The sequence below is a fragment of the Streptomyces diversicolor genome, from assembly GCF_057537855.1.
Genome location: NZ_BAAJXA010000037.1, coordinates 56,302 through 70,847, shown reverse-complemented (window position 1 = coordinate 70,847; position 14,546 = coordinate 56,302). Strand labels below are relative to the sequence as shown.

Genomic DNA, 14,546 nt, shown 5'->3' with positions numbered 1-14,546 from the left:
TGTCGTGTCCGTGGAGATGGCGGGAATCGAACCCGCGTCCAACGGTGCGGAACCAGGGCTTCTCCGTGTGCAGTCCGCTGCGCTTTTCTCAGCCCCGGAGATCACGCGGACAAGTCTCCGACGGGCTCAGTCACTGTGTGGTTTCCCTCTTCACCCCGTGACCGGGATCGAGGTTTAGTCCCCTAGCTGATGCCAGGATCCGGGTCGGGAACAGCCCCGGGCTGACACTCCCTTTAGTAGGAGGCTCGCTCTTGCTGCCTATCAGGCAGCGAGGGCGAAGGCCTGCTGGGAGGAATCGCGCTTGGTATTGGCGATTATTTTTTTCGGCCTGTGGTTTACGAGATCATGGCCGCTTCCTCGACACGCTTCCCCTGCTTCGACAGCCGCTGTCGAAACCGATCATCCCCATGTTCATTTTTCAAACCGCGCACCCGCCCCGGGGTGCGCTGCCATCGTACGTGACCAACGCACCCGCGTGCCAGCGTATTCCCGCCGGCCGGTCAGGACTGGCCGCGCTGCCTGCGCCGGGCCGCCGCCATCGCGCGGTCCGCCTCGCGCCGGTCCTGCTTCTCGCGCAGCGTCTGGCGCTTGTCGTACTCCTTCTTGCCCTTGGCGAGCGCGATCTCGATCTTGGCCCGGCCGTCCTTGAAGTACAGCGCGAGCGGCACGATCGTGTGACCCGTCTCCTGGGCCTTGGACTCCAGCTTCTCGATCTCCGCGCGGTGCAGCAGCAGCTTCCGCTTGCGGCGGGCGCTGTGGTTGGTCCAGGTGCCCTGGGTGTACTCCGGCACATGCACGTTGTACAGCCATGCCTCGCGCGCGTCGAGCTGTACGAAGCCGTCGACCAGCGAGGCCCGTCCCTGGCGCAGCGACTTCACCTCGGTCCCGGTGAGGACCAGACCGGCCTCAAAGGTGTCGAGGATGTGGTAGTCGTGCCGCGCCTTCTTGTTCTGCGCGATCAGCTTGCGCCCTTTTTCCTTAGCCATAGTGCCGACCATTTTCGCACCATGGAGGGGGTGCGGGGGAAGCCGATAAACGGTGGCGCTACGAGGGGTCGCCGAGCCCGCCGAGCACGGTCTCGGCCCGCTCCAGCGCCCGCTGGCCGGCCACCAGGTCGGGGGTGATGCCCCGGCCGTCGACGGTGTGCCCGGAGGGGGTGCGGTAGTGGCCGACGGTCAGCTCGGCGACGGAGCCGTCGGGCAGCCGGGTCGGCATCTGGATCGCGCCCTTGCCGAAGGTGCGGGAGCCGACGACGACCGCGCGGCCCCGGTCCTGGAGTGCGCCGGTGAGCAGTTCGGCCGCGCTCATCGTGCCGCCGTCGACGAGCGCGACCAGGGGTCTGGTGGTGTCGCCGCCGTTCTCGGCGTGCAGGGCGCGCTGCTCGCCGTCGACGTCGTAGGTGGCCACGAGTCCGCCGTCGAGGAAGGCGGAGGCCGCGGTGACGGCCTCGGTGACCAGGCCGCCGGAGTTGCCGCGCAGGTCGAGGACGATCCCGGCGCCGGCCGGGGTCCGCCGCACGGCGCTGCGCACGACGTCGCCCGCGCCCTTGGTGAAGGCGTCGACCTTGATGACGGTGACGTCCGCGGAGGGCCTGCGGACGGTCACGGAGTCGGTGGACAGCCGGGCCCGGCGCAGGGTCTCGCTCCAGGTGCGCGCGCCGCGCTCCAGGCCGAGCCGGACGGCGGTGCCCGCGGGGGCGTCCAGCGCGTCGCCGCGCAGCAGGGCGACCACCTCGGTGACCGGCCGCCCGTCGACCGCGGTGCCGTCGACGCTGCGCAGCCGGTCGCCCTTGCGGATCCGGGCGGCGTCGGCGGGCGAGCCGGGCTGCACCCGGGTCACCTCGATACGGCCGTCACCCGCGCGCCGCGCCCACAGGCCGACGCCGGTGTACTGGCCGTCGAGGGCTTCCTCGAACTCCTGGTACTCGCCCCGGGAGTAGACGGCGCCCCAGCGGTCCCCGCTGCGGCTCACCGCCCGTTCGGCCGCCTCCATGGGGGACTTGCCGTCGGCCATGGCCTCGGCGGCGGCCTTCTGGACGGCATCGGGCCGGACGGTCGCGCGGGCCGCGTCCTGGGGGGCGGCCCCGCGGCCGGAGCCGGCGGGGTCGGGGAAGGAACCGGTCGCGGCGCCGGTGACGAGCGCACCGGCGAAGACCAACGTCAGGGCCGCCCCGCGGCGGAAGCGGCGGGACTGACAGAGGGGGTCGCGGCCTGACATGCCGGTGAGTCTAGGACAACGCGAAGGGCCGTACGGCCGGTTGACCGCACGGCCCTCTTGGCGTGCGTCACACCTTCAGGTACTTGCGCAACGCGAAGAACGCGGCAAGCGCGGGCATCAGCAGGCTCGCTGCGAGGATCAGCGGGAGCTTGGTGAACACGGCGTCCCAGCCGATGAAGTTGATGAGGTTCAGCTTGGACGACAAGGCCATGCCGTGGTCGATGGTGAAGTACCGCCCGAGCACGAGGAAGACGCAGGCGAGACCGCCGCCGATGAGCCCGGCGACCGCGGCCTCCATGATGAACGGTGCCTGGATGTAGAAGCCGGACGCGCCGACCAGACGCATGATCCCGGTCTCACGCCGACGGCTGAACGCCGAGACGCGCACGGTGTTGACGATCAGCAGCAGGGCGACGATCAGCATCAGCGCCATGACGCCGAGGGCCGCACTGTTCATCAGATTGAGCAGACCGAACAGATTGTCCAGGATGCCCTTTTGGTCCTGCACCGACTGCACGCCGTCACGCCCGTTGAAGGCGGTCGCGATGACCTGGTACTTCTCCGGGTCCTTCAGCTTGATCCGGTACGACTCCTGCATCTGGTCCGGGGTGAGCGAACTGGCCAGCGGGGAGTCGCCGAACTGCTGCTTGTAGTGCTTGTACGCCTCGTCCTGCGACTCGTAGGTGACCTTCTGGACGACCGGCATCTTCTCCAGGTCGGCGAGGATCTGCTTCTTCTGGTCCTCGGTGGCCGCGCCCTTGGCGCAGTTGGGGTCCGACTCGGCGTCGCTCTTGTTGCAGAGGAAGATCGAGACGTTGACCTTGTCGTACCAGTAGCCCTTCATGGTGGTCACCTGGTCGCTCATCAGCAGCGAGCCGCCGAACAGGGCCAGGGACAGGGCGACGGAGACGATGACGGCGAAGGTCATCGTCAGATTGCGGCGGAGACCTACACCGATCTCCGACAGTACGAACTGGGCGCGCATGGCGTCGGATCAAGCCTTTCCGTGGATCTCGTGCGGTGTCAGTGCTGGTAGCCGTAGACGCCGCGGGCCTGGTCGCGGACGAGGCGTCCCTTCTCCAGCTCGATGACGCGCTTGCGCATCTGGTCCACGATGTTCTGGTCGTGCGTCGCCATCACCACGGTCGTGCCGGTCCGGTTGATCCGGTCGAGCAGCTTCATGATGCCGACGGAGGTCTGCGGGTCGAGGTTGCCGGTGGGCTCGTCGCAGATGAGCAGCTTGGGCCGGTTGACGAAGGCGCGCGCGATGGCCACGCGCTGCTGCTCACCACCGGACAGCTCGCCGGGCATGCGCTCCTCCTTGCCGCCGAGCCCGACGAGGTCGAGCACCTGCGGCACGGACTTGCGGATCTCTCCGCGCGACTTGCCGATGACCTCCTGGGCGAAGGCCACGTTCTCCGCGACCGTCTTGTTCGGCAGGAGCCGGAAGTCCTGGAAGACCGTACCGAGCTGGCGCCGGATCTGGGGCACCTTCCAGTTGGAGACGCGCGCGAGGTCCTTGCCCAGGACGTGCACCTGGCCGTGGCTGCACCGCTCCTCGCGGAGGATCAGCCGCAGGAAGGTGGACTTTCCGGAGCCGGAGGACCCCACGAGGAACACGAACTCGCCCTTCTCCACTTCCAGGGACACATCCCTGAGCGCGGGGCGGGTCTGCTTGGGGTAGACCTTGGAGACATTGTCGAATCGGATCACGGATGCACCACGGGTCGCCGGGGGTAGATGTGCGTGACCATACGCGAACCGGGCGGGCGAGCGCAGTCGCCGACCGGGGTTGTGCGGAGCTTGTACATTTTTGTGCCGGGTATCGGGGGTGCACCCACCGGGTATCGGGCTTGTACGCGGGAACCGCCGGCTCGTCCGCCGGGACCGCCGGGTGCCGGTGACCCGCGCGCGCTCCGCGGGAACCTGGCACAGTGGTGAGGGGAACGTTCGCGTTCCCGTAGGCGTTGTTCGGATGACGGCCGGTGCAAGGAGGGCGAGCGCATGACGTACGACCGGTTGGTGTGCGCGAACTGCGCGGCGCCTGTGAGCGAGGGCCGGTGTCCCGTGTGCCGGGCCAACCGCGAGCGGCTGCAGCAGCAGGGCTTCTTCCAGGACGGCTTCTTCGCCGGCCTGAACCCGATGGCGCTGATCGCGCTGCTTGCGGTGCTGATCGCCGCGGTGGCGCTGCTGGCGCACCAGACCGCGTGAGCGGACCACAGAGCGGCTGAGGACGGCCGAAGGGCCCGGAGCGGCAGGCTCCGGGCCCTTCGTCACCGCGTCACACGTACGGACCGTACGAACGCGACTACGTTCCGTCACGCTCAGGCGGCGGCGCCACCCCGGCCGCCCGCGAGGCGCGGCAGGACACGGAAGGCGACACCACCAGCGATCATGGTGGCGGCGCCCGCGATCAGGAACGCGGTCTGTCCGGCACCCGTCTCGGCGAGCTCGTCGCCGCTGCCCTGGGCCTGGGCGCCAGCGGCCGGGGTGTCCGGGCCGGTGCCGGTCAGGGCGGAGGAGCCGCCCTCCTGGGCCGAGCTGCCGGAGCCGCCCTTGGGGTCGGTGTTGCTGTTGCCACCGCCGTTGCCGTTCCCATTGCCGTTGCCGCCGCCGTGGGTCGGGTCGGAGGTGGGCTCCTCGGTCGGCTCGGTGGGCTCCTCCGTGGGCTCGGTGGGCTCCTCCGTCGGCTCCGTCGGCTCGTCCGAGGGGCCCGAGGACTCCGTCGGCGACTCCGGGGTGGTCGGGATGCCGGTGTCGGTGGGGTCCGGGCTCGGCGACTCGTCGGCGGCGCAGAGGATGCCGAGCAGGCACTCCTCCGACTCGCTGGCGGAGGCGGCGCCGGCCGCCGTCAGCGAGGCGCCGGCCGCGATCACGGCACCGGCCGCGATCCGCGCGATCCGGATCCGCGTCTTCTTGGTCATCTGGTTGCTACCCCCAGTAGCTGATGGTCAGTGTGCGGCGCATGGGGCCGGCCGTGATCGACGGGGGTAGCCGGTGAAGTCCGTGTTCCATCAGGTCCTTCACGCCCCCCGGTTCACATGCGCCCCAGAGATACGCATGGCACGCTTCACCCTTCCCATTTTCCAAGGGATCGTCAAGGCCGTTGCGTGCGCAATGTCCAGCGGCAGGGCATTTACGGGGAGTTGGCGCCTGTGACGGTGATGTAAAACCCGGACAAATGACAACTGCCGCCCTCGGGGCGGCAGTTGTCATGGTCGACTTGGCTGCTTCGGTTACTTCTCCTGCTGCTTGCGCCAGCGAATCCCGGCCTCCAGGAAGCCGTCGATCTCGCCGTTGAACACGGCCTCCGGGTTGCCGACCTCGAACTCCGTGCGCAGGTCCTTGACCATCTGGTACGGGTGCAGCACGTACGAACGCATCTGGTTGCCCCAGGAGTTGCCGCCGTCGCCCTTGAGGGCGTCCATCTTGGCCTGCTCCTCCTGCCGGCGCCGCTCCAGCAGCTTGGCCTGAAGGACGTTCATCGCGGTGGCCTTGTTCTGGATCTGCGACCGCTCGTTCTGGCAGGAGACCACGATGCCGGTGGGAAGGTGGGTGATGCGGACCGCGGAGTCGGTGGTGTTGACGCCCTGACCGCCCGGGCCGGAGGACCGGTACACGTCGATGCGCAGGTCGGACTCGTCGATCTCGACATGGTCGGACTGCTCGACGACGGGCAGGACCTCGACACCGGCGAAGGAGGTCTGGCGGCGGCCCTGGTTGTCGAAGGGCGAGATGCGCACCAGCCGGTGCGTGCCCTGCTCCACGGAGAGGGTGCCGTAGGCGTAGGGCACCTGCACGGCGAACGTGGTCGACTTGATGCCGGCCTCCTCCGCGTACGACGTCTCGTAGACCTCGGTCTTGTACCCGTGCTGCTCGGCCCAGCGCAGATACATGCGCTGCAGCTTCTCGGCGAAGTCGGCCGCGTCGACGCCGCCGGCCTCGGCGCGGATGTTGACGAGCGCCTCGCGCGCGTCGTACTCCCCGCTGAGCAGCGTGCGGACCTCCATCTCGTCCAGCGCCTTCCTGACCGCGGCCAGCTCGGCCTCGGCCTCGGCGCGGGTGTCGGTGTCGTCCTCGGCCTCGGCCAGCTCGAAGAGCACGCCGAGATCGTCGATCCGGCCGCGCAGCGCCTCCGCCTTCCTGACCTCGGCCTGGAGGTGGGAGAGCTTGCTGGTGATCTTCTGCGCCTCGTCCGGGTTGTCCCACAGGGACGGCGCCGCCGCCTGCTCCTCAAGCACGGCGATGTCGGCCCTCATCCTGTCGAGGTCCAGGACGGCCTCGATCGACTCCATGGTCGAGGAGAGGGACTTGAGCTCTTCGGATACATCGACGACTGCCACGCCTCCAGACTAACGGCAATGGCAACCGACCTCGCCCGCCCGCCGGGTCCGCCGGCAAAGCGGCCCGTGGGGAACGTCACCACGCCACGCACCTGCATCTGAGGCCATCGCGGTACGCGGCAGCGGGCCGGGGGTGTGGTGGAGCCGCGTGATCTGCCGCCGCGGCTGGCGGGGACGGCGACACGGCGCGGCCGGACCGGCGGAGCTCCACGTGGGGAACGTCACCCGGTCGTGGACGTCTGCTGCCCCCAGCCGTCGCGGTGCGGCAGCGGGCCCGAGGTGCGCCGGACCGCACGAGCGATCACAGACCCGCCCCGAACGGCCGGCGGCACGACCCGGACCGACCGACGGCGCACCCTGCGAGGGCCGTCACGTTGTCGGCGACGCGCATGCGCCCTGCCCGGACCGACGCACGGCACCCGCCCCGACGTAGGCCGAAACACCCGCCCGACCACAGCCCCGCCCCGAATGACCGGCGGCACCACTCGGCCCGACCGGCAAAGCGGCCCCTGGGGGAACAGCCGTCGCGGCGCGGCAGCGGGCCCGAGGTGCGTGCGCCTGATCACAGCGCCGAGCCCGGTGCCGGACGGCTCGTCGCAGGGCCTGGCTCGGCCTGCGGAGTGCTTCGTCAGGGGGTTGTGGTGGGGTGCGTGGGCTGTGGGGTGGCGCCCGCGTCGTCGCCCGAGGTCGCCAGCCAGGCGCCGACGCCGATCGCCGCCGCGAGCAGCGTGCCCGCCACTGCCAGCGTCACCCGCCGGCGCCGGGCCGCCGCGCGGTGCCGGGCCGAACCGGGGCGCGGGGCGCCCGAGGCCCGGGGTACCCGCGCGGTGCCGCGGGCGCCGCCGGCCAGCTCGTCCGGCCCCGGCACCCGCATCGAGGTGTGCGTGTCCCGGTTGGAGTCCGGCTGCGCGCCCGGGACCAGCGGCACCGAGCCACGCCGGCGCGCCCGCTCCCCGGGCACCGGTGCCGCCGCCGAGGGCTCCGCGGCCTGCGGCGCCGGCTCCGCATCCGGCTCGTCCACGTCCAGCGGCGGCATCCCGGCCAGCTGGGGCAGCTGCTCCCGCAGCCGCGCCGCCAGCTCGGAGGCCCGCAGCCGCGAGGCGGGCGCCTTCGCCAGGCACTGCACGACCAGCTGCCACAGCTCGTCCGGGATGCCCGGCAGCGGCGCGACCGTCTCGGTCACATGCCGGCGCAGCACCGCGCCCGGATGGCCGCCGCCGAACGGGGTGAACCCGGCCAGCAGCTCGTACAGCACGGTCGCGAGGGCGTAGATGTCGACGGCGGCCCGCGGCGGCAGACCCTCCACGATCTCCGGCGCCAGATAGTCCGGGGTACCGATGATCTTCGTGGCGCGGGTCCGCTTGGGGGTGTCGATCAGCTTCGCGACGCCGAAGTCGGTCAGCAGCGCGGGATGCGCACCGCCGGGGCCGAGCGGCCCCTGCATGTCCAGCAGCACGTTCTCGGGCTTGACGTCCCGGTGCACCACCCCGGCCGCGTGCGCCGCCGCCAGCGCCTCAGCGACGTCCGCGACGATGGCCACCGCGGCCTCGGGGGCGAGCCGCCGCTCCCGCTCCAGACGGGTGCGCAGGTCGGTGCCGCGGACCAGGTCCATGACGAGGGCCAGGTCGTTGCCGTCGACGACGAGGTCGCGCACCGAGACGATGTGCGGGTGTTCCAGACCGAGCAGTGCCGTGCGCTCCTGCACGAAGCGTCCGACGAGCTCCTGGTCGGACGCGAGGTCTTCGCGCAGCAGCTTGATGGCGACGGGCCCGTCCGGTCCCTCGCCCAGCCACACCGTGCCGGCGCTGCCCCGTCCCAGGATCTGGTTCGCGGTGTACCGGCTGCCGATCTTCCGTGCCAAGACTGCTCCTACAGACGCGTGTTGCCGCTAAAACTACGCGTCCGAGGAGCCAACCTTCACCGCGGCGGCCGAAATCACCCGCCAGGTGTCGACAAATCCCCAGACCGAGCCCTCAGCAGGTCCAGTTGAAGTCCGCTGCGGTCAGACAGCGCCCCGAAGGGGCGCGAGGCTGTATCGATATGCGGCTCCGCCGCGCGGGCGCGACCGGCCACAACGGCGCCGCAGACGACCGACCGCACAGCGCGGCATTCCCAGCGGAGCGCCTAGTCGCCGCCGGAACCGCCCAGGTCCTTGATCCAGCCGGTCACCGTGCCGAACCAGTCGCTGAGCTGTCCCCAGTAGCTCTTGCCGGTCCCGATCCAGTCCTGGAGGGGGCTCAGCTCCCACACCAGCCAGCCCGCAACGAACAGGATGACGATCGTGAACAGGCAGCCCTTCAGACAGCCGAGACCGGGGATCTTCATCGGGTTGGCGCCGCGCTGCCGCGGCTGCCGCGGCTCGGGCGCCGGCCGCCGCGGCTCCGCCGGTGCGGGCGGCGCGTACCGCTCGGGCCGCGGCGCCGCGTACGGCTGCGGCTGGTACTGCTGAGGCTGCGGCCGGCGCCCGTAGCCGTCCGGGGGCCGCTGCTGGTGCTGGGGCGCGGGCTGCTGCTGCGGCCGGGCCACCTGGCGCTGGGGGCGGCGGCGCAGCGGGTCCTGGTCCGGGTCGAGGTACTGGACCTGGGTCTGCTCGTTGCGGTCGCGGGCGGCGCGCAGCTGGGTCTGCCAGGGGTGCGGCTGCTCGGGCTGCTGCCCCTGCGGTCCTGGCTGGTCCGGCCGACCCGGGGGCATCGGCGGCATGACGGCGGTCGGGTCGGCCGCCCCGGTGTTCGGCAGCACCGCGGTCGGATCGGCGGCGCCCGGCGGGCCACCGGAGTGCGGCAGCACGCTGGTCGCGGCATTGGGGTCGTACGCCCCCGGGGAGCCGCCCGTCGGCAGCACCTGGGTCGGGTCGGCGGCCCCGGGCACGCCCGGTACGGCGGTGGGCGCCGGGTCGGGGGCCAGCAGGGCGCCGACGCCCTCGGCGGCGGCGATCTGGGCGGAGTTGGCGTGCACGCCGATGCCCTCGGCCACGACCCGCAGGCCGCGCGCCAGGTTCTCGGCGCTGGGGCGCTCGTCGGGGTTCTTGCGCAGGCAGCGCTCTAGGACCGTCCACAGCGGGTCGGGCACGGTGGACGGGCGGCGCGGCTCGGCGCTCAGGTGCTGGTGCAGGACTTCCAGGGCGGAGCCGCCGGAGAACGGCGGGCGGCCGGTGACCAGCTCGTACAGCAGGATGCCGGCGCCGTAGATGTCGACGGCGGAGGTCTGCGGGCGGCCCTCGGCGGACTCCGGCGCGACGTACGCGGGCGTGCCGACGAACTCGTGTGTGCGGGTCAGGCCCGGGGAGTCGGCCAGGCGGGCGATGCCGAAGTCCGTCAGCAGCGGGTTCATCCGGCCGTCGTGCTGCTGGAGCAGCACGTTGGCGGGCTTCAGGTCGCGGTGGACGACGCCGTCGGCGTGGCTGGCCGCGAGCGCGTCGGCGATCTGGGCGGTCAGCAGCGCGGCGGCCACGGGCGTGAACGGGCCGTTCTCGCGCAGGTAGCGGTGCAGGTCGGGGCCCTCGACGAGGTCCATGACGAGGGCGAGCAGATCGCCCTCGACGACGAGGTCGCGCACCCGGACGATGTTCGGGTGGGTGAGCCGGAGCAGGACGGACCGCTCCCGCAGAAACCGCATGACGACGTCGGCGTCGCTCGCCAGTTCCTCCTTGAGGACCTTGATCGCGACGGTCTCACCCGGCTGGCCGGGCACGGCCGCCTCGGCGCCCGCCGTCTCCCTCTGGCGGGCTCGCCAGACGGTGCCCGTGGCGCCGCGTCCGAGCGGCTCCTCAAGCAAGTACTTGCTGCCTACCGGCCGCACGTCATGCGCTCCCTGCTGCTTGCTGGTGTTCCGATCCACTGTAGTGCCGCCCGCGGGGGCGCCACATGAGCGTTCCCATCCCTGTTCGAAGGAAAGACGCTCCCCTCGTTGTCCTGGTTGCCGAAAGGCTGCCGAACCGGGACAGGGCCGGTCTCAAATGATCAGCGGTGGGGTATCGGTCAGCCACTTCTGCGGCACCGTTCAGCCACTTTTGCGGTACCGGTCAGGCACTTTTGGGGTACCGGTCGGGCACTTTTGGGGGCAGAGCCGACCAATCAAGATCACTTACCACCGGGCCGCGGGCGCGTTGTCGGTGACAGGTGCGAGGATGCGTGCAGTACTGGCCGACGTGCTCGTGTGGGGTGGGGGAGCCCGCGCCCGTGCAGAAGGGACCGCTGACGGCGATGCAGATCCGGCTGACCGTCGTAGACCCGCTGGGCCCGTCCCCGCAGGGGGGCCGCGCCGCGCGCCGCGACGTGCTGGTCACGGCGCCCGCCGGCACCGCCCTGGCGGCGGTGACGTCGGCGCTCGCCTCGACGGTCGCCGGCGACGGGGGCACGGTCCGTGACACCGCGAACGCGCCGGTCGTGCTGTACGCCGGCGCCGAGCGGCTGGACGTACGGCGCTGCACCCTCGGTGAGCCCCCGCTGGTGGACGGCGCCGTGCTGGCCCTGGGCGCGCCCGCCGAGCCCGCGCCCCACCCGGAGCTGGACGACGCCCCGACGCAGCTGCACGTGGTCGCGGGGCCGGACGCGGGCGGGGTCCATCTGCTGCACGGCGGCCGGATCACCGTGGGCCGCTCCGCCGACGCCGACATCCCGATAGACGACCCCGACGTCTCCCGTCTGCACTGCGCCGTCACGGTCGCCGCCGACGGCCGTGTCTCGGTCGCGGACCTCGGCTCCACGAACGGCACGGCGCTGGACGGCGTGCGGGTGGCCGACCGCCCGGTCCGCTTTCCGCCGGGCGCGCTGCTGCGCATCGGCGAGTCCACCCTGCGGCTTGCTCCGTCCGGGGGGCCGGGTGCCCTGACGCGGACGGCTCCCGACGGCGAGGGCTGCGTGCGGGTGATCCCGCGCACCGGGCACGCGACGGACGCCGGGCAGATGGGATACGCCGACGGCGCCGGGGACACGGGCCTCGCCGGGTACGCCGAAGAGACCGGGCAGACCGGGTACGCGGGAGAGACCGGGTACGCCGAGGGCGCCGGGCGTGTCGAACGCGCCGCGGGCCCGCGGAGCGGGCGGGCCGCTCCGTCCGGGTCCGCCCGGCACACCCACGGCACGGCGGGCTGGGGCGCCCCGGGCACGGCACCGCGAGTCCAGGAGCACCCCCCGGCGCACCCCCCGGCGCAGCCACCGGTCGTGCCCGGACAGGGCGGCGCGCCGGGGATGGAGAGACGGGACGGCGCGCGGGACACGCACGGCCAGCGCTCCGGGGCGCGGGGCGCGGACACCCACGCCGGCCGCTTCGGGGCCGGCGGCCCCGGCATGGCCTTCGGCGGCCCCGGCCACGCGGGCGGGGCACCGGGCACACCGCCGGGCACGCGCGCGCCCGGACCCTCGGACGCCCGGCCGACGGCCTACGGCAGCGGGGCGGACGGCACCGCCCCGGTCCCGCACGCGCGGGGCGGTCACACCGAGGACACCTCGGGCGCGCGCCCGCGCGGACACCACGGCACGGACAGCACGGACGGCCCGGCCGGGGCGTACGGGACGTACGCGGTCGGCGGTGGCCCGGAGACGGACGCCCCGCCGGCCGGGGGACGCAAGGGCACTCCGGTGCGCGGCATCGACCTGCCGCCCGGTCTGCGCAGGCGCGGCGGCCTCGGCGCGTGGGCGCGGCGGCTGGCCGGGGGGCGCACGGACCCGGCGGACGGCGGCCCGGGGCCGTACGACCCGCGGGGCGCCGGCGCGTCCGGCGGTGCCGCGCCGGGCGGCCCGCTGCGGCCGGAGACCTGGCCGGACCCGGCGGCCCTGCTGCTGACCGCGCTGGGCCCGGGCCCCCGGCTGTGGGAGCGCGGTCCGGGACACCCGCAGACGCTCACGGTCCGGCTGGGCACGGCCGACGGGCCGGCACCGGGCGGCCCGGCCCCGCTCAGCGGCACGCCGGTCACCGTCGGCCTGCGCGGGGCCGGGGCGCTGGGCCTGGCCGGGCCGCGCCCGCGGCTGTCCGGGCTGGCCCGCGCGGTCCTGGCCCAGCTCGCCGCGCTGCACTCCCCCGACTGTCTGGAAATCGTCCTGATCAGCGCGGACCGGGCGCGCCCCCTGGAGGAGCGCACCGCCGAGTGGTCCTGGCTCGGCTGGCTGCCGCATGTGCGCCCGGGCCATGGCCAGGACTGCCGTCTGCTGCTGGCCTACGACCGCGAACAGGCCGCGGCCCGCACCGAGGAGCTGCTGCGCCGCCTGGAGAGCCGGCCGGCCGACGGCTCGGCACCGCCGCGGCTCTCCTCGGCCACGACCGGCGGCCGGCCGACCGGCGGCCGACCGACGGACGGCGGGACGACGGACGGCGGGACGACGGGCGGCTTCCCCGGCCCCTACACGGTCGTCGTCGTGGACGGCGATCCGGGCGGGGCTGGCCTGCGCGAGGCGGTGGCGCGGCTGGCCCTGGAGGGGCCGCGGGCCGGCACACACGTGGTGTGCCTGGCGGAGACACCGCCCGCCCCGGCCGCCGCGCCGGGCACCTACGAGGCGGCCTACGAGGCCGCGTGTGCGGTCGCGCCGACGTTCCGTGCGTGCGGCGCCGTCGCGCTGCTCGGCGGTGACGTCGCCACGGCGCTGCACCTGCTGCACGTCCCCGGGCCCGGCGCGCACGCCGCCCCGGCCGGTCCGCTCGGCCCCGGCACACCGGCCGCGGTCGACGCGGTCTCGCCCGCCTGGGCGGAGCGGTTCGCGCGGGCGCTGGCGCCGCTGCGCACGGACGGCGCGGTCGACGGGCGGCACGCGCGCGTGGCCGCGCCGCTGCCCCAGTCGGCGCGGCTGCTGGACGAGTTGGGGCTCGCCCGGGCCACGCCTGCGTCGCTGATGGCGCGTTGGGCGGACGCGGCGGACGACACCGAGTCGCCGGGCGGGCGGGCCTGGGCGGTGCTCGGCGCGGGCCCGCACGGCCCGCTCGGCGCCGACCTGGTCGCCGAGGGGCCGCATCTGCTGGTCGAGGGCCCGCCGGGCAGCGGCCGTACGGAGCTGCTGCGGGCCGTCGTCGCCTCGCTGGCCGCCGCCGAGCGCCCCGACCGGCTGGGCGTGGTGCTGATCGACGGGCGGGACGGCGTGGGCGCGGGCGGCGAAGGGCTGCGCGTGTGCACGGACATACCGCATGTCACCACCCATCTGGCCGCCAACGACCCGGTGCGCATGCGGGAGTTCGCGCAGTCCCTGAGCGCCGAGCTGAAGCGGCGGGCCGAGTTGCTGGGACGGGCGGGCTTCGCCGAGTGGCACGCGCACCGCGAGGTCTCGGGCCGGATGGTCGCGCAGCGCACCGCGCCGGGACGGCCCGCACCGGCCGGCGGCGACGACCTCGAATCCCCGCCCAGCACGACGCTGCGGCTGCGCCCCGCCGCGGCCCGGCAGGGTCGGACGGAGGCGCCGCCGCCGCTGCCCCGGCTGGTGGTGGTCGTGGACGACCTGGACGCGCTGGTCTCCCCGGCGCTCGGTTCGCCGGGCCGGCCCGCGGCGGGTTCGGTGGTGCGGGCGCTTGAGGCGGTGGCCCGGGACGGCGAACGGCTCGGCGTCCATCTGGTGGCGGCGGCCGGACCGGGCGGCCGTACGGCCGAGACGGAGCCGGCGCGGCGGGCCGCGCTCCGGGTCACGCTGGACGCGCCGTCCTCGGGACCGGACGAACCGGCGCCGGGCCGCGGCCGGTTGGCCGCGGCGGACGGTCGTGTCACCGCGTTCCAGGCCGGACGGGTCACCGGGCGGATTCCGCGTACGGCGACCCAGCGGCCCACGGTCGTCCCGCTGGACTGGCACCGCATGGGCGACCCGCCGGCCCGCCGCCCGGTACGCGAACTGGGCAATGGGCCCACGGACTTGGCGCTCCTGGCCAGCGCGGTGGAACGCGCCGCCCAACAGGTGTCGGCCACACAGGTCCCGTCCCTGCTGTAGTCGCAGGCGCCATGCATACGCGGCCGATCACGAGCCGGTCACGATCGGCGGGTTGACACCGCAGGCGCTCTTGCCGCGTTCGAGG

General features: G+C 73.6%; 10 protein-coding genes and 1 other RNA gene. 2 read left to right on the top strand and 9 right to left on the bottom strand.

All coding sequences use genetic code 11. The features are described 5' to 3' along the window. Window positions 1-8: 8 nt before the first annotated feature. The 5 genes from ssrA to ftsE all read right to left on the bottom strand — a co-directional run bounded on the left by ssrA (window position 9) and on the right by ftsE (window position 3,930). Window positions 9-407: a transfer-messenger RNA gene (gene ssrA / locus AC27LF_RS34170) on the bottom strand. Between the two features lie 93 nt (window positions 408-500). Beyond that, on the bottom strand, window positions 501-986 hold the full coding sequence (smpB, locus tag AC27LF_RS34165) for an SsrA-binding protein SmpB (RefSeq protein ID WP_479660322.1): 486 nt from the start codon (window positions 984-986) through the stop codon (window positions 501-503). Between the two features lie 58 nt (window positions 987-1,044). Beyond that, a complete protein-coding gene (locus AC27LF_RS34160; RefSeq protein WP_479660321.1) occupies window positions 1,045-2,217 on the bottom strand; it encodes a S41 family peptidase in 1,173 nt (390 codons plus the stop codon). A gap of 67 nt (window positions 2,218-2,284) precedes the next feature. Then, the gene (ftsX, locus tag AC27LF_RS34155) at window positions 2,285-3,202 is read right to left on the bottom strand and encodes a permease-like cell division protein FtsX (RefSeq protein ID WP_479660320.1); all 918 of its coding nucleotides are present in this window, start codon (window positions 3,200-3,202) and stop codon (window positions 2,285-2,287) included. 38 nt (window positions 3,203-3,240) lie between these two features. Continuing rightward, window positions 3,241-3,930 carry a cell division ATP-binding protein FtsE gene (ftsE, locus tag AC27LF_RS34150; RefSeq protein WP_361289025.1) on the bottom strand — a complete coding sequence of 230 codons (690 nt, stop codon included), beginning with the start codon at window positions 3,928-3,930 and terminating at the stop codon, window positions 3,241-3,243. Between the two features lie 291 nt (window positions 3,931-4,221). On the opposite strand from ftsE, the gene AC27LF_RS34145 reads away from it, so the two are divergent. Beyond that, window positions 4,222-4,428, top strand: coding sequence for a hypothetical protein (locus tag AC27LF_RS34145; protein WP_121893961.1), 207 nt, complete (start codon window positions 4,222-4,224; stop codon window positions 4,426-4,428). A gap of 113 nt (window positions 4,429-4,541) precedes the next feature. Here the strand turns inward: AC27LF_RS34145 and AC27LF_RS34140 are convergent, their stop codons facing one another. From AC27LF_RS34140 to AC27LF_RS34125, 4 genes are all read right to left on the bottom strand, one after another. After that, the gene (locus tag AC27LF_RS34140) at window positions 4,542-5,141 is read right to left on the bottom strand and encodes a hypothetical protein (protein WP_479660319.1); all 600 of its coding nucleotides are present in this window, start codon (window positions 5,139-5,141) and stop codon (window positions 4,542-4,544) included. 312 nt (window positions 5,142-5,453) lie between these two features. After that, on the bottom strand, window positions 5,454-6,560 hold the full coding sequence (gene prfB / locus AC27LF_RS34135; RefSeq protein ID WP_479660318.1) for a peptide chain release factor 2: 1,107 nt from the start codon (window positions 6,558-6,560) through the stop codon (window positions 5,454-5,456). Between the two features lie 628 nt (window positions 6,561-7,188). Continuing rightward, window positions 7,189-8,421 (bottom strand): serine/threonine-protein kinase, encoded by a 1,233-nt coding sequence (locus AC27LF_RS34130; protein WP_479660317.1) that lies wholly within the window; start codon window positions 8,419-8,421, stop codon window positions 7,189-7,191. A gap of 263 nt (window positions 8,422-8,684) precedes the next feature. Continuing rightward, the gene (locus tag AC27LF_RS34125) at window positions 8,685-10,358 is read right to left on the bottom strand and encodes a serine/threonine-protein kinase (protein WP_479660316.1); all 1,674 of its coding nucleotides are present in this window, start codon (window positions 10,356-10,358) and stop codon (window positions 8,685-8,687) included. Window positions 10,359-10,762: 404 nt separating this feature from the next. Between AC27LF_RS34125 and AC27LF_RS34120 the strand changes: the two genes are divergently transcribed. After that, window positions 10,763-14,461, top strand: coding sequence for an FHA domain-containing protein (locus tag AC27LF_RS34120; protein ID WP_479660343.1), 3,699 nt, complete (start codon window positions 10,763-10,765; stop codon window positions 14,459-14,461). Window positions 14,462-14,546: the final 85 nt, after the last annotated feature.